The following is a 24,030-nucleotide window of genomic DNA, read 5'->3' on the forward strand; positions in this document are numbered from 1 at the left end:
GCTCAGCCCCGACGTGGTTGCAGATAGCTGGCCCAGCGCTGTTGTGCGAAACGGAAAGCCACCACCAGCACCATCGTCAGGCCCAGGTACAGGGCGCCGGCGGTGACATAGGGTTCGAACTGGATGTAGTGATTGAGGGTGATGTTGCGCGCCACCCCGGTGATTTCCATCAGGGTGACGGTGCTGGCAAGCGAGGTGGCATGCAGCATCATGATGGTCTCGTTGCCGTACAACGACAGGGTCCGGGTCAGCATCGCCGGCAGCATGATGCGACGCAGCAGGGTCCAGGGCGTCATGCCGTAGGCCCGCGCCGCTTCGATCTCGCCGGGCGGCAAGTGACGCAGGCCGCCAGCGAAGATTTCCGTGGTGTAGGCCGTGGTATTGAGGATAAAAGCCAGCAACACGCAGAACAGCGGATTGGACAGCCAGACCCACAACACGCTGCCACGCAACAGGTCGAACTGGGCCAGCCCGTAGTAGATCAGGAACAGCTGGATCAGCAGCGGCGTACCGCGAAACACCAGGGTGTAGGCTGCCACGCTATTACGCAGCCACGGGTTGGCCGCGTTGCGCGCCACCGCCAGGGCCAGGGCGAGAAAGAAGCTGATGCCCAGTGCAACCACGGTCAGCAGCAAGGTCAGTTGCAGGCCCTGGGCATAGAGGTCCAGGTTGTCGTAGATCACATCCCAATTCATCGCGCCAACTCCCGAACGCCTTGCGAGTAACGTTTGCCCAGCCAGCCGACCAGGGCCAGGGACAGCACCGCGATCAGCAGGTAGAAACCGCCCGCCAACAGATAGAAAGTGAAGGGCTTGCCGGTGGCTTCGGCGGCGCCCTTGGCCCGGAACATGATGTCTTGCAGGCCGATCAGCGAGACCAGCGCGGTAGCCTTGACCAGCACCAGCCAGTTATTGGTGAAGCCGGGCAAGGCCAGGCGCACCATCTGCGGCAGGATGATGCTGCGCAAGGTCTTCACCCGCCCCAGGCCATAGGCTTGCGCCGCCTCCAACTGGCCCGCTGGAATCCCTTCCAGCGCACCGCGAAAGGTCTCGGTCATATAGGCCCCGAAGATCACCCCCAGGGTCAGCGCCCCGGACAGGAACGGGCTCGGATCGACGTTGTACCGGCCACCCGCCGCGCCGATCCATTGGTTGAGCAAGGCCGGCAGGCTGTAGAACATCAACAGCATCAGCACCAGGTCGGGAATGCCCCGCACCAGGGTGGTGTAGATCTCGGCCAGCACGCGCAATGTCCGATGCTCCGAACGCTTGCACAACGCCCCGGCCAGACCCAGGACCACCGCCAGGGCCAGGGACGTCAGGGCCAACTGGAAAGTGATCCAGCCGGCGCTCAAGACACTGCTGATGTAGTCGCTCAACATGGGCGTTACTGCGCGCCGAAGTATTTGCGGTTGAGGGCGTCGAGCTTGCCACTGTCACGCACTTCGCCCAGGCCCTCGTTGATCTGCTTGAGCAACGTGGCGTTCTTCTGGTTGATGGCAATAGCCACGCCTTCGCCGAACTCGGGAGCGTCCTTGCCGGTAAACAGCGGACCGACCAGTTCGAAGTCCTTGCCGCTGTCACCCTTCAGGAAGCTGTGGGTGATCTGCGCCTGATAACTCATGTGCACATCGGCACGCCCGCTGCTCAGTTCGAGATAAGGCGCGCTGCCGCTGTCGTAGCGCTTGATGGTGCTCTGTGTGTAGTTCTTGGTGACGTAGGCATCCATCGGCGTGCCGGTCTGCACCGCAATCACCTTGCCCTTGAGGCCCTCGGGCGAGATCGTCAGGTTGGCGCCCTTGTGCGCGACAAAGCGAAACACCGGGTGGTCGTAGACATCGCTGAACGCGAGGATCTTGCGCCGCGCCTGGGTAACGGTGAGTTGCGAGATCAGTGCGTCGTACTTGTTGCTGATCAGGCCGGGAATCATGCCGTCCCAGGCCGCGTTGATAATCTTGCAATCGAGCTTGGCCGCATCACAGACGGCCTGGGCCAGTTCGACGTCATAGCCGACCAGCTTGCCGGTGCCGTCCACCGATTCGAAGGGCGGGAACGTCGCGTCGGTGGCGATGGTGATCGGCTCTGCCAGGGCGCCGGTAGCGACTGCCATTGAGAAGGTGGCGAACAACAGCTTGGAAATACGGTTCATAAGTGCGTCCTAGGGTTGGGTCGTAGGTTTGGCAGTGTTGAACAGCGGCATGGCAGCGCCGTTGAAACAGCGTCTTTTCAGGGTTACAGGCTAACGTCGAGGCCTTGGATCTATCCGTCGTAAACGCCGATTGTCACGCGGGATACGGCTGTTTTTCCGAACCGGCTACAGCGGCTTCGGCTGGGTGTTTTGGAGCTCCGGCTCAAGGCAGAAAAGCACTCGCGGGCACGACCGACTGCTTCACGCAGGCCAGGGTCGGATGGCTGACCAGGCGATCGATATGCAGCTCGACATCGTTGAACCATTGCTCGGTCAGCACCCGGTAATGCTCCAGGTCACGGCAGTGCATGCGCAGGCAATAATCAAAGGCGCCACCGACCAATTGGCACTCGATCACCTCACGGCTTTCACACATCTTCGACTCGAAAGCCCGTTGCGCCACACGGCCGTTCTGGTTGGAGAGCGCCACCATCACCAGCAGCGAAACGCCGGGCGACAACCGTGGCAGGTCGATAATCGCGCCGTAGCCACGGATAACCCCGAGCTTCTCCAGCTTGCGCACACGCTCCAGACAAGGGCGGGGCGTCAGGTGCACCCGTTCGGAGAGTTCCTGGTAGGTGATACGGCCTTCATCCCGGAGGATGTCGAGGATCGCGACATCGATACGATCCAGGGCCAGCGGTACATCGTTCATGACTCGCGACATGGCGGCGTCCTACTTCAAACGGCCGGAAAGAAACTGCTGCAAGCGCTCGCTGCGCGGCTGCTCGAACAACTGCGCCGGGGTGCCCTGTTCTTCGATTCGGCCCTGGTGCAGGAACAACGCCTGGGTCGACAGATGCCGGGCAAAACCCATCTCGTGGGTCACCACCACCATGGTCCGGCCCTCCTCGGCCAGGGTCTGCATGACCTTGAGCACTTCACCGACCAGCTCGGGGTCGAGCGCGGAAGTCGGCTCGTCGAACAGCATCACCTCGGGCTCCATGCACAGGGCCCGGGCAATGGCCACGCGTTGCTGCTGGCCGCCAGACAGTTGCGCGGGATACTGGCCATGACAGGAGGGCTTCAGGCCGACCTTGTGCAGATAGGCTTCACCACGCTCGCGAGCCTCGGCCTTGCTCAGGCCGTGCACGTACATCGGCGCCTCCATGACGTTTTCCAGCACGGTCATGTGCGACCACAGGCAGAAGTTCTGGAAGACCATGGCCAGGCGTCCGCGCATGCGCTGCAACTGCGCCGGGTCCTGGGCCCGCAACGAACCGCTGCGCCGATCGCGGCGGGTATTGAGCAGCTCGCCGTTGACCTGGATGGTCCCGGCGCTGGGGTGCTCCAGCAGATTGATGCAACGCAGAAAGGTACTTTTGCCCGAGCCACTGGAACCGATGATGCTCACCACGTCGCCGGACCGGGCAGCAAGACTGACGCCCTTGATCACCTGATGGTCGCCGTAGCTTTTATGCAGATCGGTCACTGCCAGCTTGTACATCGATTCGCTCCTCATGCCAGTGGGAAAGAAAGACCAGCGGGGTCAGGCCGGTGGCGGCACGATGACCCACAGCGCCGTGCACACTTCATCCTTCGACGGGTTGACCCAGGTGTGCGGATCGCTCGGCGCGAAAGTCAGGGTGTCGCCGGCGCGCAGCAGGTAGGTTTCCTCGGCGACGCGCATCTCCAGGCAGCCGCTCTGGACGTGCACCAGATCGGCAGCGGCCTTGATCGTGTAGGGTTCGGTGCCGGAACCACCGCCGGGCTCGATCACCGAATAGAGCGCCATCATGTGTTCGTTGCCGGCGCCGCAGATCAGGTACTCGCGCATGCCCTCGCCGCCCAGGCTGATGGGCGCGCCCTGCCCGGCCGCGACGAAGCGGGTGGACGGCGGCTCGAACAGCTCGCCCGGCTTGATGCCGATGGCTTCGCAGATCCGCAGCAAGGTCGCCACCGAGGCCTGCACCGTGTCGCGCTCGAAGCGGCTGATGAAGGACTTGCTGACGCCGACCTTCTGCGCCACCTCATCGATCAACATGCCCTTGGCCTGGCGCAACGCCCGCAAACGACTGCCGACATTGAACGGATCGGTGCTGCCCGATGACCCGGTCGCGGTTTCAGCCGCAGGCATTTCGATTTTTTTGCTCGGCATTGGACGATCCTTGAGTTTCCAATTAGATAACTTGATTTTCACTTATCAAGAACCGAGCCAAAAATACATAACCCCATATAAACAGGGATAAATGGCTATAAAAAGTCGTTTAGGCGTGTATTCAAAAGGTATAAAAGTGTGAATGGAGCAACTTATCCGCCCAACAAGTTTCCTATTTGGAAACCTCACACCAGACAGGTCGAGCATCGGGCGAGAGAGAAAAGAAGCCGGATGATTGATCGATTTTGGGGCGTCATGACTGTTCGTGGTGCACCCACAGCGTCAAAACGGGAAGGAAGCAGGAGGGGAATTGGGCGGGGCTCGGCACTGTTACGGGCAGTGACCTTCACCCCGCCGAGCAGCACGGAGGACGTTTCGATTGCACCCAGGGGCTCAGAATGAATAACGCACGGCATTGACCCAACGGGTCTGCTCCTCGTAGTAGCCAAAGCTGCTCCGGCTGCCGTCAAATACATCGAGCCCGCTACGCAGTTGCCAGTGGGCATCGAGGTCATAGCGCATTTCCAGGGCGGCATACTGCGCGGACTGTCGCAGGTCCTGGGCGACGTAAGCCGTCAGGTAGAGCCGTCCCTGGAGCATTTCCCGGCGTATCGCCAGGCTGACGATTTCCGAGCGATCCTGGTCGAGGGCCTGGTCGACATCGTCTTTCCACAGGTTGTAATACTGCACGCCGAAGAACCAGTCTCCGGTCAGGTAGTCGACGCCCAGCAACAACTGCTGCTGGCGGTTCTTCTTCACATCGACGATCCCTTCCGGCGCCCGGTAATAGCGATAGGCATCCGGGGTGAGCGCCGCCTCGCCCTTGACCACCACCGGTCCGACGGGCACGGCAAACGACCCGCCGAACAAGGTACGGCGCTGCAATTGCTCGCGATAACTCAAGCCGTTGCGCGTGAGCTCGGGGGTCAAGGTGTCTTCGGTTTGCCAGCCATGCCAGGCATTCAGGGAGTAGTCGACGCCGGCGGCATTGCCGCTCCAACGCACTGCCGGGGTCCAGTCCGCCGGCTTGCGCCAGTCCGGATCGGACGCCTCGCTGCGGGGCACGCCGGTCAGCAGGTCGTTGACCCGAGGTTCGGCGAAACGCCCGTCGCTGGCCGGCAGCAGGTCCTTGCGGGTCTGCGGGATCAACAACACCTGCAGCGACTGGTCCTCGAACACCGAGCACTCACTGTTGAGCATCGCCAGCGGGCGACGCTGCTGGACATAGTCACCGAAGTAACCTTCGCGCCGGTCGAAAGGATGAATGACATCCAGCACCCGCAAACGATCGGCGCTGCCCCACACCACCTGCTGCACGCCGACGGTCGAGGTACAGCGTTCGCCCTGGTATTCGGCGAACAGTTCGCGCGGTTCGATCTCGTGGTAATCGCCGTCGAGCTTGTTCTCCTGCAGCGCCCTGACCTGCGCCTTCAGCCGCCAGCCCGAATCGCCTTGCCAGGCACTGCCCAGCAGTGCGGAATACTCGTCCAGCCCCCACTCACCCTCACGGGTCACGGCCTGGCGGGTTTCCAGTCGGCCGTTGAAGTCCACGGCGTCAAGAGCGCCGGCCTGGCTGTCGACACTGACCAACAACATCAGCGCACCCAGGCTCAAGGTTCTGTTGATCATGCGCCATCCCCACACACGAGCAGCTCATCGAGCGCAACCTCCTCATCGGCTCGCGGCCGGTCGAAAGCACCGATCCGGGCGTCGACCCAGTCGCCCAGTCCCGCCAGGGAGAAACCCGGCGAGACCAGATGTTCCCAGTCGCGTTCCGCCGCCGCCAGGCGTGACATCACCCAGGGCCGGCAATGTTCTTCCAGGGCCTGGGCCGAGAGCATCAGCCAGGCGACACACTGTCCCAGCTGGAGCACCTGTCCGGACAAGCGCTCGCTGCCCCGCGGCGGCAGTCTTTCGCTGGATATCCAGGTTTCCAGGCGCTGGAGGGCAAGTTGGCCGTGGGGCAGCGATGCCAGGTAAGTCCTGATGACGGCCGGTTGCTCCAAGACACGCTGGCCGATAAACGCCGCCAGCGTCTGCGACGGGCCCTCGAACAGACGAGTGATACGTGCATCGCGCCAGAGCTGGCCGATGGGGTTGTTATCGCAGTAACCACGAGCACCGAGCATCTGCAAGGCGCTGTCGCTGACTTCACCCAGCAGTTCGCTGGCGAGCCACTTGACCGCCGCCAGCACCTCGGCCGGCGGTGTCGGCAACCCTTGATCCAGCCCCGTGGCCAGGTCATCGACCCAACCACCCAAGGCGGTTGCGGCGCAGACGGCACCACCGATCAGCGTCTGGGTATGCTCGTGATCCCAGAGCCGCTGGGTGCCCAGGGAACGGCGCGTACTGTAGCGCGTCATCAGTTGCACGCAGCGCCACAAGGCGCCGACGCAGGTGGCGGCAATGCCCAGGCGACCGAAGACCATGGTGTCGCTGGCGACCGCCATCCCGGCGAACGGGCTGCCCAGCACCTGCTCCGCACGGGCCTCGACGGCGTCGAAATGCACCTGGTTCTGGACCATGCCCTTGAGGCCGAGGGTCAGTGCCTCGCTGCCCTGGCGCAGGCCCGGCTGCTCGGCGTCCAGGCAAAAACCAATAAAGCCGCAATCGCGCCCCTGCTCATCCAGATGCCGTGCAAACACCGAAATAACGCCGGCCCAGGCGGCGGAACCGCACCAGGACTTGCGTCCGTCCAGACGCCAATGCTCGCCCTGGCGCCGTGCCGTCGCCGCCATGTTCAGCGGGTTGGAACCCGCCCCCTGCTCGGTCAGGGCAAAAGCGGCGAGCATCCGGCCAGTCGCCAGTTGTGGCAGGTAGCGGGCTTTCGCGGTGGCTGAGCCGAAGCGCTGGATCGGGCGAATGCCCAGGCCGTTATTGAGCCCGACGAAAAACGCCAGGGTCAGATCGATGGCGCCCAGTTGGCGCTGTACCCGCAACAGCTCGAACGTCGAAAAACCGAGCAAGCCGCCCTGCTCCCCGGCGACTTGCATGCCGAGCACCCCGCGATTGCCCAGGGCCAGCACCAGATGTGGCGCAAGACAGCGGCGCACGTCCATCAGACGGAAATCCAGGCGCTTGGCCCAGTCCTGCAACCACAGATTCAGCTCGACAACAGCCGGGGTGTCGGGACGTGCCGCCTGGGCAAATGCCGTCCATGCCTTCATTGCTCAATCTCCTGTCGAGCCAACAACCAACGGGCCGTCTCGCCGACCAGTTGTTCCAGCGTCTGCCGAGGTGCGAACCCCACCTGCTGGCGGGCCTTGTGGGTGCGGTAGTAGACATTCATCCCCAGCAGGCGAACCACATCCGCCGAGAGCCGCAAGGGGATGATCGAGGTCAGCAGATCCAGCGGCCGCAGCAGCGCCACGATCCACTTGAGGGTCGCCCCCGCCGGCTGCCAGCGCGGCTCGGACACCCCCAGCGCACGGCCCATGCCGGTGAACAATTCGCGATAACTGACGTTCAGGCTGCTGAGGATGTAGCGCTCGCCGCGCTGGCCCTTGTCCATGATTGCCAGCAGCCCTTGCATCAGGTCCTCGGCACCGATCACGGCGATTCCGCCAGGCGGGATAAACGGCAGGTGACGCTGGCGCAGGTCGAGCATGACCTTGCCCCAGCCATGCAGCACATCGCAGTGCGGGGCGATGACGGCCGAAGGGCAAGCGATGACGATATCCATGCCTTCCCGGCAAAACTGTCGGACCCGCTCCTCGGCCTCGCGCTTGCTGTGCATGTATGCCAGCTTGAAGGCGGTACCGTTGTAGGCCATGTATTCATCGGCCTCGCCAGCCGGATAGCCCACCGCGGCAATCGACGACACATGCAACACCCGCCGCACACCGGCACGGCGTGCGGCGTGCAGCAGATTGACCGTGCCTTGCACATTGACCGCAAACATCCGCGCCCGGGCGCTTTCGTAAGGCAGCGCCAGGCCGGCGGCGTGATAGATCTGCTCCACGCCGTCAAGCGCACGTTCCAGGCTGGCCGGATCGAGCAGATCGGCCACCCGCCACGCCACCCGGTCACTCACCTGCGCCAGGGCCGGCGCCGGGTCGTTCGCCAGGACCAGCACGGCAACCCTCTCCCCGCGGGCCAGCAAGGCTCGTACGATGTGACTGCCCAGGCAACCGCTGGCGCCCGTCACCAGGATCATTGTCCAGCCTCCACGGCTCGCCCCAGGGCCAGGGAGACATTGAGTCCGCCGAAGGCAAAGGAGTTTTTCAACCAGGCGTCGACCCGGGCCGGGCGGGCGCCTTCGGTGACGTAGTCCAGATCGCACTCGGCATCCGCCGCCTGGTAATTCAGGGTCGGCGGAATCCGCTCCTGCAAGGTCGCCATCAACCCGCCGATCAGTTCCACCACACCGGCGGCGCCCATCAGGTGGCCGATGGCCGACTTGACCGAGGACACCTGCAAGCGATCCGCGTGGGCACCGAACACCTGGCGTATCGCCGCCGTTTCACAGCGGTCGTTGAGCAAGGTGCCGGTGCCATGGGCATTGATATAGGTGAAGCTTTCGGGCGCCAGCCCACTGCTGGCCATCGCCTGACGCATCGCCAGCGCGGGGCCGTCCACCGACGGTTTGAGCAGATCCCCGGCATCGCTGTTGACGCCGTAGCCCAGCACCCGAGCCAACACCGGCGCACCACGGGCCTGGGCATGGGCCAGGGTTTCCATGACCAGCACACCCCCGCCCTCACCCAGCACCATGCCGCGGCGACCGGCGGAAAACGGGCGGCAGGTGTCCGGCGCCATGGCCCGCAATGCTTCCCAGGCTTTCCACACCAGCGGGTTGAGACAGGCATCGGTGCCGCCGGCCAGCACCAGGTCGGCATCGCCGTGACGCAGCAGTCGATAGGCCTCGCCGATGGCCTGGGTCGAAGAGGCACAGGCGGTGCTCAAGGTCATCGCCGGGCCCTTGAAACCGTGGCGCAGGCTCAGGTGACTGGCCGCAGCATTCGCCATCACTCGGGGCACCGTCCAGGGCGCCAGGGTCTGGCTACCGGCCTGGTAAAGGTCCAGGTAGGCGCTGTGCAAGGAGTCGCTGCCGCCCACCGCCGTGCCCATGTACACCGCACAGCGATGGGCATCGACCGCAGCCATGTCCAGGGCCGCCATGTCCAACGCCTCGCGCCCGGCCAGCAGGGCGAACTGGGTCGAGCGGTCGAACATCAACAACTCATTGGCGCTGAAGCGGCCTTCCATCGCCTGCTCGGGCAGCGCACCGGCATTGCAACTCCCTGGCAACCAGGGCACCCGGGCAATCGCGCAGTGCGCCTGGGTCAGGCCGTCCCACAACGCTTGCCGACCAATACCGAAGGGCGATACACAACCGACGCCCGTGATCACGACCTCATTCATGAAGCGACTCGCAGGCCCGCCAGTTGCTCGGCGAGGATCTCGATCAGGCGCGCCACCGAACTGATGTCGGTGTGGCTGTAGCTGGACAGGTTGACCTGGAAGCGCTTCTCGATGGCGTATGTCAGCTTCAGCACGTCCAAAGAGTCGAGCCCCAGTTCGTCGATGCTGAGCTGGATATCCAGCTCGGTGATGTCCAGTTCAAGGGTCGTGGCCAACAGTTCCAGGACCACGGTTTCCAGGGGTTGAGTCGACATGATGGGTACTCGGATCAATGTTCGGTGCGCAGGGCGCGCTGGGTGAAATTGGCCTCGGCAATGCCGGGGTTGATGCTGACCTTCTCGACGATCATCCGGGTGCTCTTGTTCGCGGCCAGGTTGAACATGGTCTGGGCGGTCGGGCGGCTGAAGCCGCTCACCACCTGCAGGCCATCGGTCTTGAGCTGCTTGACCAGCGTGCCCTGGGCGTCGAAGTAGTCGATCTGCACCGGGTAACGGCTACTCTCCTCGAGGTAGTAGACCTTGCGCGAATAACCCGAGATGCGCGCCTCTTCGGTCTGCGCCCGAGCTTCAATCCGGCGGCAGGCCGGCCAACTCAGGCAGGGTTCGGGCTTGCCCAGACTGGCGAACTGGTAGCTGGCCAGCTTGTAGTCCTCGAAGTCCTCGTAGGTGAAGTCGGTGCCCATGAACCAGTTCTGCTTCTGCGAACCGGCGAGGCGTCGCAGGTTCTTGGTCGAGGGGGTGTAGGACCAGATATCGTTGGTCGCCGCACCGCTGTCCTCGATCAACAACGCGACGTTCTTCACCGCCGCCGGCGCCGTGAAGCGCACCAGGGTGCCGGTACGGTCGCTCATGCGCTTGTCCAGCCGCGTGAGCTGACGGGTGAACGTCAAGTGGTCGGCCTCGAACAGTTCCATGCGGTAGTCGATCTGTTCATCCTGGGCCTTCATGCGCCGGTCGGAGTCCTGCATGATCGACAGGGCATCATCGGCCAGCACCGGCCCGGAGCAGGCCAGCAATACGGGTAAAACGGCAAGCAATCGGCGAGTCATCCGAAATTCCTGAGTTTGAGGGTGTCGACTGCGGGGATGCGCAACACATGGCGAATGGCGGGCATCGCCGCGAAGGGAATGATCAGCAGCGCGGGCAGGATCACCCGCAGGAAATCGCTCGACGCCGGGTCGGTATTGATCTTGAACCAGACATCGGTCAGGCGATGGTTGAGCACCGCGCCCAACCCGTAGCCCAGGGGCATGGCGACCAGGCCGGCGAGCACGGCAATGCTGAAGGTTTCACAGAGCATGATCAGCGACACGTTGCGGTCGCTGAAACCGAGGATGCGCAGCACCCCGTATTCAGCGCGCCGCCCGACAATGCTGAAGTTCATGCTGGTCACGGCGAACAGCAAGGCAATCGCGATGCTCATCAGCGCCGAGATATGGATGATCACCCAGATATGCGAGCTGATTTCGAGGATGGCCGCGACGATGTCCTGCTTGGAGGTCACCCGCACCACACCCGGCACCGCGTAGATCTGCGCGTCTCCCAGGCCGGACGCACCGGCGTCGACCAGATAGGCCCCGGTAAACTGCTCATCCAGCGCCAGCATCCGCCGGGCGTAGTCCTTGCTGGTGATCACCTCGCCTGGCAGGGCCCCGGAGAACACCCCGATGACGGTCGTCGCGTAGTCGTTGCCACGGACCTTGAGGGTCAGCCGATCACCGGGACCGACACCTTGGGCAATCGCGATACGACGCTCGATCACCACGCCATCACGATCGCCGTCCAGAAGCATGCGGCCCTGCATCAGGTTGACATGGCGTACGCCGTCGGCCGGCTCGATCCCCAGCAGGCTGGCATTGTCCAACTGCCCACGGCCACTGACCTGGGCCCCGCCCTTGACGAAGGTCGACCAGCGACTGCCCGGCGCCAGCGCCTGCAGACGGGCGATATCTTCATCCCACCAAGGCACATCCAGATCGACCACGCGACTCCAGCTGTCACGCTCGACGTTGCTGATGGCGGTTCGTTCCATGGAGGTCAGGGAAATGTAGAAGGCGATGGTGATCGCGATGCTCGCCGCCATGGCGAGCACGGTCACCAGACTGATACGCCAGCTGCGCAGCAGGTTGCGCAGGGAGTAACGGAACCAGAACGGACCACCGATATGCCGCAGGCAGGCAACCATGCGCTGGGCCAGCGGTTGTTCCTGGCCAGCACCGACATCGCGCAGGGCGTCCATTGGCGTAATGCTCAGGATCGAGCGCATGGGCAGGTACATGCCCAGGGCCACGGTGCCGCAGAGCACCAGGCCGGCGCGCCACAGATAAGGCAGTTGAAACACCAGGTGCGGTTTCGGCATGCCGATGGCCCGCGCGTAGTTCAGGCCGAAGGCGTACATGTCGAACAGGGCAAAACCGCAACCCAGCAGCAGCGCCGCCACGATCAGCATCAACGCCGGCAAGCTGTAGGCGCAGGCGACCTGCCGACGGGTATAGCCGAGGGTGAGGAACATGGCGATCAGCGGCCGCTCCTCCTTGGCCCACTGGTACATCAGGAAGAACACCACCAGGGTCGACGACAGGGCAAAGATCAGCACCACCGTGGGCAGGAACACCTTGAAGGTGTTGAGGTCCAGCTCGAGGAACTTCTGGCTGAACTGTTCCTGGCGCGGCAGCACATAATCGACCGCCAGGCGGGTCTGTGCCCGCTCGGTCACGGCATGCTTGATCAAGCTAAGGTCGGCATCCGCCGACAGGCTGAAGAGCAGGCTGTTTACCGCCGCGAACCCCAGCTGTTGGCGCATCAGCGCCTGGTCGGCGAACACCACGCACAACGAACCGTTGCTGGGCACATAAACGCTGGGATTCAACGGCGCCACCAGGTATTCCGGGCTCTCGACGATGCCGACGACCTCGACCGGGTAATCGGCCTGTCCGGACACGAAATTGAAGCGGTCGCCGACCCGCTTGCCATGGAACTCGGCGCAGTTGCGCTCCAGCACCACACCGGCGGCGTCCTGGGCATCGGGCAGCCGACCGTCGAGCACCTTGAGCCGGTTGACCGTGGAAAAGTCCTGCGCCGGCGAACTGATCATCAGCGCCGCTACCGGCTGCTCGCCGCCCAGCGGCACCAGCCCGGGCATCAACAGGCGCGGATAGGTGGCGCTCACCCCGGGGATGTCGTCGAACGCCGGCAGGTTGATCTGCTCGTCAGGAGCGAAGATCACTTCCAGCCCGGCCATCGAGGCCGACGACTGGATGTCTTCCACCGTATTGAACAGGCTGTCGATTGCCGAGTAGGCCCCCACCAGCACGCCGAAGGTCGAGGCGCAGATCAGCGCGATGGTCAGCAGCCGGTAACGAATGACCAGGATCGAACGCAGCACATGCCGGACCAGCATATTCATTGGACGGCCCTGTGCAGGTGACCGGAGCGCATTTCGTAGACCTGGTCGGCATGCTGCCCCAACGCCGGGTTATGGGTGACGATCACCACCGTCACCTGTTTCTCTTCCTGCATCTGGCGCAACAACTCGAACACCCGCATCCCGGTTTCCTCATCCAGGCTGCCGGTCGGCTCGTCGGCGAGGATCAGTTGCGGTTCCTTGATCAGCGCCCGGGCAATCGCCACGCGCTGCTGCTGCCCGCCGGAGAGCTTGGCGGGAAACTTCTCGGCATGCTCCAGCAGCCCGACCTTGTGCAGGTATTCCTCGGCTCGCCGATGGTCCTGGGGGGTGACCGTGCGGATCGGCTCCAGGCCGGTCAGCACGTTTTCCTTGACCGTCAGCGTCGGGATCAGGTTGTGGAACTGAAAGATGAACCCGACCCGCTCGGCGCGAAAGCGGGTCAAGGCGGCAAAGTCCATGGAGTCGAGCAACGCATCGCCAACCCGCACCCGGCCTTCGTCGACCCGGTCCAGGCCACCGAGGATATTGAGCAAGGTGGTCTTGCCCGAGCCGGAGATACCGCGGATCACGGTCATGCTGGCCCGCGCAATCTCCAGGTCGATATGGTTGAGCACCAGGCTGCGGCCATCGCCGCTGGGGTAGTACTTCTTCAATCCCGCGAGGGAAATCAGGGGGGTATCCATACGGTTTACAACTCCGTTTCAGAGCGATGGTTCAACGAGATCGAGTCCGAATACGCCATAGCGTTTGGTCCGACGCATGCCCAGGTTGCGTGCCAGCACATAGCTGGAAGGGTTGCGGTCATCGATCCACATGGTGTCCACGCGGCTAAAGCGCGGTTCGGCATAACGCACGATCTCTTCGCCGATCAACCGGCCCAGGCCACTGCCCTGCACGGTGGGATCGGCGCCGATCAGCGCGATCACCGCACCTTCGACGCTACGTCTGTAATGGCCCAGCTTGAACAGGTCGAACAGCCCCAGGCTGCCCTTGAGCTTGTCGAGGATCTGGTTGAGGTCCGGCAGGATCAGGAAAAACGCCACGGCGCGGCCCTCCAGCTCGATCAGCTTGATGCCCTCCAGGTCAATGAAGGTCTTGATGCTGTCGATCTGGAACTTGAAGCTCGCCGCGGAAATCGGCGCCACCTCGTAGTTCGCGGCGAAGGCACTGTTGAACAGGCAACGGACTTCATCGAGGTTGCCACGCAGATCGGCGCGGGTGGCGGTACGTACGCTGAACTGGCTGCCCGGCATTACCCGGTCGCTGCGGTTGGCCTTGCGCCGGACTTTGTACTGGTCGGCGGTCACACCGTAGGTGCTGAAGGTAAAGGCCAGTTCGAAACCCAGTTGCTTGAGGGTGTCGGCGTACCAGAGCGGGTTGTAGGTCTGCAGCAGCGTCGGTGCGCGTCCGTCGATGTTCTCCAGCAGCAACGCCGCATCCTGGGTCGAGGTGTAGCTGTAGGGGCCCAGCAGGCGCGACTTGCCGCGTGCCTTGGCCCAGTTGCCGACGGCTTCGAACAAAGCCTCGGCCACGGCGGGGTCCGGTGCGACCTCGAAGAAACCGAAGAACACGTGCTCATCGCCAAACCGCTCGTTGTAGGCGGCATGGATACTCACGCTGATCCGGCCCTGCACTTGTCCCTGGGCATCCAGCGCGAGGAAATGCTCGATCTCGGCCTCACGGAAAAACGGGTTGTGCCGTGGCGAAAGCATCCGCTTCATGTCACTGCGCAACGGCGCAATCCACAGCGGGTCATCGGCATACAGCCGGAACGGCAATTCGATGAACTGCTTCAGGCGCTTGGCGCTGTCGACTACTTGAACGGCAATCATGCGATGTCCAACAGCTGTTGCATGTTCCGATGACGCGCCTCGAAGATGCGGTTCATATAGGCATTGACGAACAGCCGCTCCAGCAGCGCACCGCCAATGGCCCGGTAGGTGACACGGTCGGTGTAGAGCGTGCCGCCCTCGGCAGCCTCGACCAAATGCTCATGGCGAAAGGCACTGAGCGGCCCCTTGATCATCTCGTCGATGAAGTGCTGGTTGTCCTTGACCTCACGAATGCGCACGGTCCAGTTGGCCGGGATAAAACCGAACATCCAGTGCCGGAAGCGGAACTCGCGCCCCTGCTCGATGCGCAGGTCGGCGATATCGATCTTGCCCAGCGGCGTGACCCGCTCCGGGAAAATCTTCGGGAAGTTGGCGCCTTCCAGGCAAAAATCGAACACTTCGGCGCAACTGCGCCCTTTGATCAACGTGGTCTTTTCCAATACGGGCATGTGAGGTGCTCTCTCTTCAGATGGGTTCGGCAACCGGTTGGAAACGTTCGGCGTAACGCTGCCAGGCCTGTGGGTCCAAGGCTTTGTCAAAACTGCGCAAGCCCGCCAGCTTGAAACCGTGGCGTCCCGCCAGGCCCTCGATCAGCTCCAGGTCGTCATTGCTCAGGTCCAGCCCGAGGCTCGCATGACGCCATTCGCCTTCGAGGGCAAGCATCATGGTCTCGGCCATGCAAGCGTAGGCCAGGTCGTCGGGGATCCCGTAGCGCGAACCCAGTCGCGCAGCGCCCGGCATCTCGACAATGCCACCGTCGAGCACCAGGACATCGGGCCGGCGAGCGGCGATGTCCTGGCTGACATTGGCCGGTCGCGAGATGTCGCAAAGGATGGTGCCGACGGCGATATCGTCGGCGCTGATGAAACGCTCGGCGCTGTTGGTGGCGATCAATACCAGATCGGCATCCGCCAGCGACTGCTGGACATCGTTGCTCCACTTGAGCGGCGTCCGGCTGCCGTTTTCGTCCAGCAACACACGGCCCAGCTCAGTGGCATCCTGGCCTTCCAGACGCAGGGCAATTCGCGCCAGGACACTGCCTTCTGCCGCCACGCTCTGCGCGCCATAGGCCACCAGTTGGGTGATCACCGAGGCGAAGCGCGGCGTGTTGAAGCGTGCGCTCTTGGGATTGCCGACCAGGGTCAGTTGGCCGGCCTGGCCGGCGATCAGCCGGGCGATGGCCGAACCGATACTGCCCGTGGCACCGATGACCGCGACGCGCATATCCTGCATGCGCCGCCCCGTCAGGTGCACCGCACGACAGGCAGCCTCGACCGCCGTGAGCAAGGTGTAGGTGTTGCCGGTGGTCAGAGGGATGCCTTTGTCCAGCAGGCGCAGGCCGCCGCCGGTGACGATCGAGGTATGTCCGCCCAGGCCCACCAGTTTGGCGCCGCGCCCCTTGGCCATGTCGATGGCCTGGCCGATCAGGGCACAGGACTCTTCCACCGGCATCGCCGCCATCTGCGCCGCCGAACGCGGCACCATGATCAGGTCACCGCTGACCTTGCGCCCGGTGGCCGGCGAAGTCAGTTCGACCGTGGAGACGAAAAACGGATCGAGCAGCGGGTTGAGGCGCTCCTCGAGCAGTTGCAGGGAATGGCGCGAGTAATGACTGAGGCTTTCATCGAACTCGGCGTAGTTCTCCAGTTCCAGCGGATGCAGGATAAAGGCGAAATGATTGTCGGCGACCGGCTCGTCGAAGCGCGCCACATGCAAGGGCAGGCCCCGGGCGCCAGGGAAACCGGCCTCGGCTTCCAGCAGATGCGCGAGCAATGTGCCGGTGCGCCCTTCGGCCACCAGTTGCAGGGTCCGCGCCAGGGCTTGCAGGAAGTGTTCGCACTCGGCACGCCCGGCAATCAATGGCGGCTCTACGCGCATGACGCTGGCGCCATTGAGCGTCGGGGCCACGCGTACACCTTCGACATTCAACAGGTAGCTGGCCAGCACCGGGACCAGGCTTTCCTGTTCGCCCATGATGCCGGTGAAACCGCCGTGAAACTGCGGGTAATGACTACGGTCGAGGGTGAACTCGATACCGATCAGGTAACCGGCGCCCCGCACCTCGCGGATGAACGTCGGGTAACGCTGCGCCAGCGCCTGCAGTTGCTCCAGCAGATAGGCACCATTGTCCCGGACGCCGTCCAGCAACTCAGGCTGGTCGCGCAACAGGTCCAATACTTTCAGGCCGATACGGCAGGCCAGGGTGTTGCCGCCAAAGGTCGAGGAGTGTTTGTTCTGGAAGTCTTCGCTGTAGGCGTTGTCAGCCAGCAGGCAGGCACCGATCGGCATGACGCCACCGCCCAGGGCCTTGGCCAGCAGCAGGCAGTCGGCCTGCACGCCTTCGCTGGCGAAGAGCTTGCCGGTCCGCCCGAGCCCGGTCTGCACTTCGTCGATGATCAACAACGTGCCGTGGCGATCACAGGCCGAACGAACAGCCTGGAGGTAATCGGCTGGCGGCAGGTTGATGCCGCCCTCGCCCTGGATCGGCTCGACGATGATCGCCGCATAGGCTCCCGGATAGCGCTGCAATTGCGCCTCGATGGCCTGGATGTCGCCGTAATCGACAAAGTCGAAACCCGGCAGCGGCGCCTGGAAACCTTCCTGGTATTTATCCGAACCCGTGGCGGACAACGCGCCCAGGGTCTTGCCGTGAAAGCTCTGATGGGTCGACAGGATGCGCTTGCGACCGGTCTTCACCAGACAGGCTTTCAACGCCGCTTCGACCGTCTCCGCCCCGCTGTTCTGGAAGGTCACGCTGCGGTACTTGCCCGGTGCCAGCTCCAGCAGGCGTTGGGCCAACAGGCCGCTGGCGGCCAGGCACGACGGCTGGACGAAGATCGGCTCGCGGCTGTGCTGGAAGCTCGCCAGCTCCGCCAGCAACACATCAGGGCTATGCCCGAAGGGCAGCGCCCCATAGGCGCCGAGGAAATCCAGATAGGCCTTCCCTGCCGCGTCATAGAGATGACAGCCCTCACCACGGACAAAGGTCTTGTCGAGCCCGACCCGGCGGATCAACTCGCCGATGGCCGGGTTGACATGCTGTTCGAAGGGACTGATTTCTTGCCAGCGGCTCATGAAGGATTCTCTGTCGGGTAAGGAGTGGAAGTCGGTGCCGGGTGCGCCGCGGCGGTCTGCCGGTACAGGTCGGCGGCCGCGCCGTCTGCCGCCATGACCCGGTCATGGGCGGTCTTGAGCGCGTGATAAGGCAACGCCGGGAACAGGTGGTGCATCGCGTGATAACGCTGGCTCAGGGGTTCGAGCAACTCGATCCAGCCGCCCTGGCGGGCATGGGTGGTGGAATCGCTCAATTGCCACTGCAACGAGACAGGATGGCCGGGCGAGGCGTAGCGGTGCGCCAGCCAGGTGCGGAACATATTGATGAACAGCACCCCGTAGATCACCGCCAGGAACCAGCCGATCCGGCTCCAGGGGAGTAACGTCGTGCCCGCAGTGGCGACCAATGCCCAGGCATACAAACTGGTCAGGCCTTCGAGCATGCGGTTGTACGTCTGGCTGGCGGACAGCCGCGCCGGGTTGTTACGGTAGGCGGCATGCAAGGTCACCGCGCTGTAGCGTTCGACCACCACCCGGCGCAACGCCGGCACAAACCAGGACAGGGGACCTGCCAGGGCGAAGCGCACCCACAGCAATAACGGGGTCAACAGTGTGCCCAACGCCAGCGTCGCCATGCTGCTGGCGAAGCGCCGCTCGAACGGCAGGTACTCCGGATCCTGGCGGGTGCCATAACGCGCCAGCGTGTGATGGTCCATATGGCTGAGGTAGAGGAACGACGGCAGCAGCAAAGGGATGCCGCAGGTCAGGTTCCATGCCAGGTTGAATCCGCGCACCGCGCGCCGGGGCATATGACTGAGCTCATGGATAAACATCGCGCAGCGATACAGGGTGAACACCGCCACCGGGTAGCACCCGGCCTGAAGCCACGGACCGGCCACCTCCAGCAGGGACAAGGATGCCCAGAACGCCGCGATGTTGACGCCGAAGTCCAGCCAGTAACGCCAGGGCTGATGACGGCGCAGATCGTCGACCAGCGGCCGCAGGGACTCGATAAAGCCGCGCTCGCCCTGCCCGGCCGCTGCCGCCCCAGGGTTCAAGGACGCTTCCAAATCACACCGTCCAGATAGAAGTGGTGGAGGACGACGATCAAGGGCAGCAGCCCGACCGAAGGCATTTCCAGGCTCAGCACCAACAGACTGGCCATCCCCAGGCTGGCGAACCAGATCCAGGGCCGCTCGCCCATCTGCCTGACCCAACGATGACCGGCGCCGAGAAGCCCCGACGGGACCGGCTGCTCACGGGTTCTGCGCAAGCCGGCCTGCACGGTCGAAGTGCAGACCAGGTGGTATTGCAAGGCATGGATGCTGGTACCGATCAGGATCAGCGCGTACAGGTCACCCACCAGCAGGTAGGCGGCGTTGTACAGTCCCAGGGAGACCGCCAGCATGACCAGCACGAACCTGGGCAAGGCCTCGCCACGCTGGCTCTGGCGCCATTGCATCCCGATAAAACGCAGGGTCACGAAGGCGAACACGGCATAGGCCAAGGCAGCCCAGATCGGATCGATCGGGGGCGTGGGGATGGTGATATTGGCAAAGGGCAGCGCCTGCCCGAAGAGCTGGTAGTCACCGAAATGAAAGCCACCATGACTGATCCGGTACAGCAGCGGCGCGGCGAATCCAGCCAGCACCATCGCGCGAATCGGCGCGGTCGAGTGCTTGTAACCGGACTTGCGCGCATACAGCGCGGCCACACCGAAGTGTTGCTTGCACACATGATACGGCTGCCAATACACCCAGATCGCCACCAGCCAGGCAAAGGCGCCGAATGCATACAGCCCGAGACACAGGGCACTGATCAGCCCCAGGCTGGTCCAGAAACGCACCTTGTGCCGCCGGTACTCCAATGGCTCGGCGAGCAGCCGCACATGAGTGTGCAGTACATGGGGGATATCCAGGAACAGGGCGAACAGCAAGGCCCCGATCAGAAAAGCCGGGCCGTGCAGGATCGCCAGCAACAAGGCCACGGAAATCAGCGGGCCACCGATCAGGATAGCCAGGGTGTCGGCCCTGGCACTGACGAACCAGCTGGCCGCTTTATTGGGAATACCGGACATGTTCATGCCCCCTCAGATGGCCGGAGACAGGTCGAACACATTCGCCCCTTCAAGCATTTGCGCCAGCTCGTGCAAGGTGGTCATGCCGTCGATGGGATCGGACGGAATGCTCACCTCCAGCCGCCCGCGCAGCTCGGAGAGCAAGGTCAATTGGCTGAGGGAGTCGAGCCCAAGGTCGAGCAACGCATCATCGCGCTGCAACGGCATGCTGTTGAGGTGGGCCGGCAAAATGCCTTGCAGCGAAAGACTACGAATCGTCTGACAGATAACGTCGAACACAGGTGCTCCTTGCACGCAGGCAATCCATGCGGCTAAGTGGGTTAGATGGAAAGAGGGCTCGGGGTCGCGGCAGCGCTGCTCAATTCGCCGCTGAGATAGCGTCGACACAAGGCCTGGCGCTGGATCTTGCCACTGGTGGTCCTGGGGAAATCCGCGCGCCGGATCAGCACCAGGTCATCGACCTGGACACCCGCGTGCCGGACTGCCGTACGTGCCACCTCGCGACGCAGATCGTCCAGCTCGCGTCCGGCCAGCGCGTTGCTCGCCATGACCACCACCACGCTCTCCCTGGCCAGGCGGCCGTCGATGCAGGAAAAGGCGGCGACCGACCCCGCGGCCAGTCCGAGGGTGCTTTCAAGGGCCCACTCGATGATCTGCGGGCTGACATTGACGCCGGCGCGGGTGATGAGGTCCTTGGTCCGTCCGGTGATATAGATTTCGTTGTCGAGCAGGAAGCCCAGGTCGCCGGTGCTGTACCAGTCGTTGTCCTGGTGGCGGACCGGCTCGACCTTCAGGTACTGGCTGATCACCGAAGCCCCGCGAATCTCGATATGCCCCAGGCTGCCCTCGCCCAATGCGAGCCCGTGCTCATCGGCAACGCGCAACTCGACCCCATCGACCACCTGGCCATTGCCCAGGTAAGCGGCGGCACCCGCTGCCCCCTCGCTCAACTCGATGACCTCTCCGAGCGCATGCAAGGCCCGGGTATCCAGCCAACGTACACGTAGCGGCTGCCCCGGCGGGTTGAGTGAAACCGCCACCACGGCTTCGGCCATGCCATAGGCCGGTTGCACCACCCCGGACCGCAGGCCATGAGGAGCGAAGGCGGTTTCGAACTGCCGCAGATGGTCATGGAAGACCGGCTCGGCACCGACCCAGGCATAACGCCAGGCGGACAGATCCAGTTCACCGTCACGTACACGCCCCGCCAGACGATTGAGCAAGGCAAAGGCCGAGGTCGGCGCGGGTGACAAGGTGCCTTTGTAGTGCGATAGCGCCTGCAACCAGGCGAGCGGCTGCCGGGAAAACTCACGTGTCGGCATCAGGACCAGATCGATACCGCACCACCAGGCCAGGGTGATCGCCGACAGGCCCATGTCGTGGTGCAACGGCAACCAACTGACCATCCGGTCCTGCGGGCTGACCCCGACGCGCTCGGCAATCGCCTGGCAATTGGCGCTGAGCATGGCCTGGCTGATGCACACCGCCTTGGGCATGCCGGTGCTACCGGAAGTGAACTGCAGAATGGCCAGGTCGGCGGGGACACAACGCGCCGGCTTATGCAGCGCTTGCACGGCGCCCTGCGCTTCGCCCAGGGCGACATCCGTCAGGAGTCGACTCGCCCACTCGTGGGGCAACTGCTGCTGAATCGGCTCACTGCAGAGAATCAGGGCCGGCTCGATCAGCTCAAGCATGGCACTCAAGCGGCCGTCATCAAGCTTGCCGGAGGATGCGCCCAATTCATGGGGCAGCAGGGAAATGGCCAGGCCTTCGGCCCAGGCTGCCAGCACCATCGACAGCACGCCAAAGCTGGACGCCAAGGCAATGGCCACCACCTGCCCACGCTGGAGGGCCCGTTGACGCAGCACGCTGCGCACCCGTCCAACGCGGTCGAGTAACTCGGAATGATTGATCGAGACAGCCGCATCCTGCGTCAGAACGGTCGTCTGGCGAGAATGAGAATTGATCAGGAATTTATCGCACAAGCACAAACAGGTAGGCTGGACTATTCCGTTAGCCATTTTTTGTCGCTCCTTGACACAGGCGGCGCAATCTACAGATTGTCCGACAATAGGTCAATATGGCTTTTCAATGTCACCAAAAAATAATGACTGATGGGTCACGACTCCCAAAGCGGGACAAAACACCGATTGCAGATTGCACTCAGGTCTGAGAGTCGCTTCTCAGAATGGAACGGGCCAGGTGGTTATCATGTCGGGCCGCCGATATGGGCGGCTCGAAAGGTGCCCGGAACCGTCGCGGCGGCGAGGCAACCTCAACACTATTGGCCATGTTGGCGGGGCGCGCTTCCTGAACACCCAGGCAGCGTATCCAGGGAGTGCTTTCCCGCTCATCAAAGGAACGAGATATGACCCGTAATATGATCGGCAGCGCGGTTGGCGGTGCGGCTGCATTGATCCTGCTCATTGTGTTTTTCGGCAGCTGGTACACCGTGGATGAAACCGAGCGCGGCGTGCTTCTGAGAAACGGCGCGCTCGTCGGCGTGGTGGACCCCGGGCTGTCGTTCAAGACGCCCTTCATTGAAACGGTCAAGCTGATCAGCACCCAGAGCCAGGTCTCGGCCTATGAAAATCTCCAGGCCTACAGCAAGGACCAGCAATCGGCGCAGCTCAAGGTCTCGGTCTCGTGGCACGTCGCCCCTTCCGATGTCGCCAAGGTGTATACCCAGTTCAAGGATATCGAGGGCATTCGCGACCGTTTGATCAGCCGCCAGGTACCGACCCAGGTCGAGAACGTCTTCGGCCAGTTCAACGCCGTGGCCGCCGTGCAGAACCGCGTGCAACTGGTCAATGATATTTCCGCCGCGATCAAGACGGCGATCACCGGGCCGGTGATGATCGACAGTGTTCAGGTCGAGAACATCGACTTCAGCGATGCCTATGAGAAAGCCATCGAGGCGCGCATGGCCGCCGAAGTGCAGGTCAAGACCCGCGAGCAACAGCTGGCGACCGAACAGGTCCAGGCACAGATCCGCGTGACCCAGGCCCAAGCCGAGGCCGATGCACAGTTGGCGCAGGCCAAGGCCGATGCCCAGGCCACCGAACTGCGTGGCCGGGCTGAAGCCGAAGCGATCAAGGCCCGCGCCCAGGCACTGGCGAGCAACCAGAATCTGGTGGAGCTGACCAAGGCGGAACGCTGGAATGGTGTGCTGCCGACAACGGTATTGCCGAGCGGCTCCCTGCCCTTTATCGATGTCCGGCAGGACCGCAAGTCTGACTGATTGCGGGAGCAAGCCTGCCCGCGATGAGCGTCAGGGATGACGGGCATCGCGGCCTCCCCAGCTCATCGACTCGGCGAGCGGCGACGCCTACGGAACCCGAGCCTCTTCATTGATCCAGCCCTTGAATGCCTCCAGGGCTGAAACGATTTGTTGGCGAATCTGCGGGTCGGCCGCAATGCCCACGTCATCCATCTCTTTGGCCAGAAGATTCACGGTAATCGACGCCGGCTCGACGATATTGGCCGACATCGTTTCCAGCACCAGCCTCAACGCCGCCTGGGCATGACTCGCCCGCGGCGAGGCATTGAATAGCGCCACCGGTTTGCCGGGAAACTCGTGACTGGCGACGAGCCAATCCAGCGCGTTCTTGAACGAGCCAGGAATGCCACGCGCATATTCGGGGCAAGAGATCAGAATGCCATCTGCCCGACCGATCAGTTCCCGCAGCGCCAAAACAATTGCCGGAGGATTGTCGGCCAGGTCGGGGTCGAAATGCGGCAACTGCCCCACGTCCAGATAATGCTGGATCGCCACGCCTTGCGGACTGAGCCTCTCGGCGGCACGAAGCAACGAGGAATTTGAAGAGGCCGCCCGAAGGCTTCCGGAGACTGCCAGCAACCGAACCATTGATACTCCGATGCAACCGAAACACCCAGGAAAGGATGCGCAAGAAGATTCGTCAAACGCAAGACGCAAAAAAGGGCCAACCTTTCGGTTGACCCTTCCAGACCGCCCAGCAGAGCGGATTTTGTTTGGTAGGCGCGATTGGACT

The 24,030-nt window shown here is 63.2% G+C and carries 23 protein-coding genes; 1 reads left to right on the forward strand and 22 read right to left on the reverse strand.

From position 1 onward, the window contains the following. Nucleotides 1–2: 2 nt before the first annotated feature. From CWE01_RS26775 to CWE01_RS26870, 21 genes are all read right to left on the reverse strand, one after another. Complete coding sequence (locus CWE01_RS26775; RefSeq protein WP_100943564.1) at nucleotides 3–695, reverse strand: ABC transporter permease; 693 nt, start codon at nucleotides 693–695, stop codon at nucleotides 3–5. Next, nucleotides 692–1,381, reverse strand: a complete 690-nt coding sequence (locus CWE01_RS26780) for an ABC transporter permease (RefSeq protein ID WP_100943565.1) — start codon at nucleotides 1,379–1,381, stop codon at nucleotides 692–694. The genes CWE01_RS26775 and CWE01_RS26780 overlap by 4 nt, the downstream gene beginning before the upstream one ends. Nucleotides 1,382–1,386: 5 nt before the next feature. Continuing rightward, nucleotides 1,387–2,148, reverse strand: a complete 762-nt coding sequence (locus CWE01_RS26785) for a transporter substrate-binding domain-containing protein (protein ID WP_100943566.1) — start codon at nucleotides 2,146–2,148, stop codon at nucleotides 1,387–1,389. Nucleotides 2,149–2,350: 202 nt separating this feature from the next. Then, the gene (locus CWE01_RS26790) at nucleotides 2,351–2,854 is read right to left on the reverse strand and encodes an Lrp/AsnC family transcriptional regulator (protein ID WP_100943567.1); all 504 of its coding nucleotides are present in this window, start codon (nucleotides 2,852–2,854) and stop codon (nucleotides 2,351–2,353) included. Nucleotides 2,855–2,863: 9 nt separating this feature from the next. Beyond that, nucleotides 2,864–3,634, reverse strand: a complete 771-nt coding sequence (locus CWE01_RS26795; protein WP_100943568.1) for an ABC transporter ATP-binding protein — start codon at nucleotides 3,632–3,634, stop codon at nucleotides 2,864–2,866. Between the two features lie 42 nt (nucleotides 3,635–3,676). Next, complete coding sequence (locus CWE01_RS26800; protein ID WP_218176955.1) at nucleotides 3,677–4,285, reverse strand: XRE family transcriptional regulator; 609 nt, start codon at nucleotides 4,283–4,285, stop codon at nucleotides 3,677–3,679. A 393-nt stretch (nucleotides 4,286–4,678) separates the two neighbouring features. Next, a complete protein-coding gene (locus CWE01_RS26805) occupies nucleotides 4,679–5,914 on the reverse strand; it encodes a hypothetical protein (RefSeq protein ID WP_100943569.1) in 1,236 nt (411 codons plus the stop codon). After that, nucleotides 5,911–7,452, reverse strand: coding sequence for an acyl-CoA dehydrogenase family protein (locus CWE01_RS26810; RefSeq protein ID WP_100943570.1), 1,542 nt, complete (start codon nucleotides 7,450–7,452; stop codon nucleotides 5,911–5,913). The genes CWE01_RS26805 and CWE01_RS26810 overlap by 4 nt, the downstream gene beginning before the upstream one ends. Next, nucleotides 7,449–8,441 carry an SDR family NAD(P)-dependent oxidoreductase gene (locus tag CWE01_RS26815; RefSeq protein ID WP_100943571.1) on the reverse strand — a complete coding sequence of 331 codons (993 nt, stop codon included), beginning with the start codon at nucleotides 8,439–8,441 and terminating at the stop codon, nucleotides 7,449–7,451. The genes CWE01_RS26810 and CWE01_RS26815 overlap by 4 nt, the downstream gene beginning before the upstream one ends. Beyond that, a complete protein-coding gene (locus tag CWE01_RS26820; protein WP_100943572.1) occupies nucleotides 8,438–9,649 on the reverse strand; it encodes a beta-ketoacyl synthase in 1,212 nt (403 codons plus the stop codon). Before CWE01_RS26820 ends, CWE01_RS26815 begins: the two co-directional genes overlap by 4 nt. Beyond that, nucleotides 9,646–9,903 carry an acyl carrier protein gene (locus tag CWE01_RS26825; RefSeq protein ID WP_100943573.1) on the reverse strand — a complete coding sequence of 86 codons (258 nt, stop codon included), beginning with the start codon at nucleotides 9,901–9,903 and terminating at the stop codon, nucleotides 9,646–9,648. The genes CWE01_RS26820 and CWE01_RS26825 overlap by 4 nt, the downstream gene beginning before the upstream one ends. A gap of 14 nt (nucleotides 9,904–9,917) precedes the next feature. Continuing rightward, nucleotides 9,918–10,697, reverse strand: a complete 780-nt coding sequence (locus CWE01_RS26830) for an outer membrane lipoprotein-sorting protein (protein WP_100943574.1) — start codon at nucleotides 10,695–10,697, stop codon at nucleotides 9,918–9,920. Next, complete coding sequence (locus CWE01_RS26835) at nucleotides 10,694–13,054, reverse strand: ABC transporter permease (RefSeq protein ID WP_100943575.1); 2,361 nt, start codon at nucleotides 13,052–13,054, stop codon at nucleotides 10,694–10,696. Before CWE01_RS26835 ends, CWE01_RS26830 begins: the two co-directional genes overlap by 4 nt. Further along, nucleotides 13,051–13,737, reverse strand: coding sequence for an ABC transporter ATP-binding protein (locus CWE01_RS26840; RefSeq protein ID WP_100943576.1), 687 nt, complete (start codon nucleotides 13,735–13,737; stop codon nucleotides 13,051–13,053). Before CWE01_RS26840 ends, CWE01_RS26835 begins: the two co-directional genes overlap by 4 nt. An 18-nt stretch (nucleotides 13,738–13,755) precedes the next feature. Beyond that, a complete protein-coding gene (locus CWE01_RS26845; RefSeq protein WP_100943577.1) occupies nucleotides 13,756–14,886 on the reverse strand; it encodes a hypothetical protein in 1,131 nt (376 codons plus the stop codon). Then, nucleotides 14,883–15,335 carry an SRPBCC family protein gene (locus tag CWE01_RS26850; protein ID WP_100943578.1) on the reverse strand — a complete coding sequence of 151 codons (453 nt, stop codon included), beginning with the start codon at nucleotides 15,333–15,335 and terminating at the stop codon, nucleotides 14,883–14,885. The genes CWE01_RS26845 and CWE01_RS26850 overlap by 4 nt, the downstream gene beginning before the upstream one ends. 16 nt (nucleotides 15,336–15,351) lie before the next feature. Beyond that, on the reverse strand, nucleotides 15,352–17,961 hold the full coding sequence (locus CWE01_RS26855) for an aminotransferase class III-fold pyridoxal phosphate-dependent enzyme (RefSeq protein ID WP_218176956.1): 2,610 nt from the start codon (nucleotides 17,959–17,961) through the stop codon (nucleotides 15,352–15,354). Beyond that, complete coding sequence (locus CWE01_RS26860; protein ID WP_157815282.1) at nucleotides 17,958–19,010, reverse strand: fatty acid desaturase; 1,053 nt, start codon at nucleotides 19,008–19,010, stop codon at nucleotides 17,958–17,960. The genes CWE01_RS26855 and CWE01_RS26860 overlap by 4 nt, the downstream gene beginning before the upstream one ends. Then, complete coding sequence (locus CWE01_RS33400) at nucleotides 18,995–20,017, reverse strand: hypothetical protein (protein ID WP_157815283.1); 1,023 nt, start codon at nucleotides 20,015–20,017, stop codon at nucleotides 18,995–18,997. The genes CWE01_RS26860 and CWE01_RS33400 overlap by 16 nt, the downstream gene beginning before the upstream one ends. Nucleotides 20,018–20,029: 12 nt before the next feature. After that, on the reverse strand, nucleotides 20,030–20,296 hold the full coding sequence (locus CWE01_RS26865) for a phosphopantetheine-binding protein (protein ID WP_100943580.1): 267 nt from the start codon (nucleotides 20,294–20,296) through the stop codon (nucleotides 20,030–20,032). Nucleotides 20,297–20,337: 41 nt separating this feature from the next. Then, nucleotides 20,338–22,038 carry an AMP-binding protein gene (locus CWE01_RS26870; protein ID WP_100943581.1) on the reverse strand — a complete coding sequence of 567 codons (1,701 nt, stop codon included), beginning with the start codon at nucleotides 22,036–22,038 and terminating at the stop codon, nucleotides 20,338–20,340. 347 nt (nucleotides 22,039–22,385) lie between these two features. Between CWE01_RS26870 and CWE01_RS26875 the strand changes: the two genes are divergently transcribed. Next, nucleotides 22,386–23,258 carry an SPFH domain-containing protein gene (locus tag CWE01_RS26875; protein WP_100943582.1) on the forward strand — a complete coding sequence of 291 codons (873 nt, stop codon included), beginning with the start codon at nucleotides 22,386–22,388 and terminating at the stop codon, nucleotides 23,256–23,258. Between the two features lie 87 nt (nucleotides 23,259–23,345). On the opposite strand, the gene CWE01_RS26880 is transcribed toward CWE01_RS26875, so the two are convergent. Continuing rightward, nucleotides 23,346–23,885 carry an NADPH-dependent FMN reductase gene (locus CWE01_RS26880; RefSeq protein ID WP_100943583.1) on the reverse strand — a complete coding sequence of 180 codons (540 nt, stop codon included), beginning with the start codon at nucleotides 23,883–23,885 and terminating at the stop codon, nucleotides 23,346–23,348. Nucleotides 23,886–24,030 lie beyond the last annotated feature (145 nt).

It is taken from the genome of Pseudomonas sp. QS1027 (genome assembly GCF_002814235.1).
Classification (GTDB): Bacteria; Pseudomonadota; Gammaproteobacteria; order Pseudomonadales; family Pseudomonadaceae; genus Aquipseudomonas.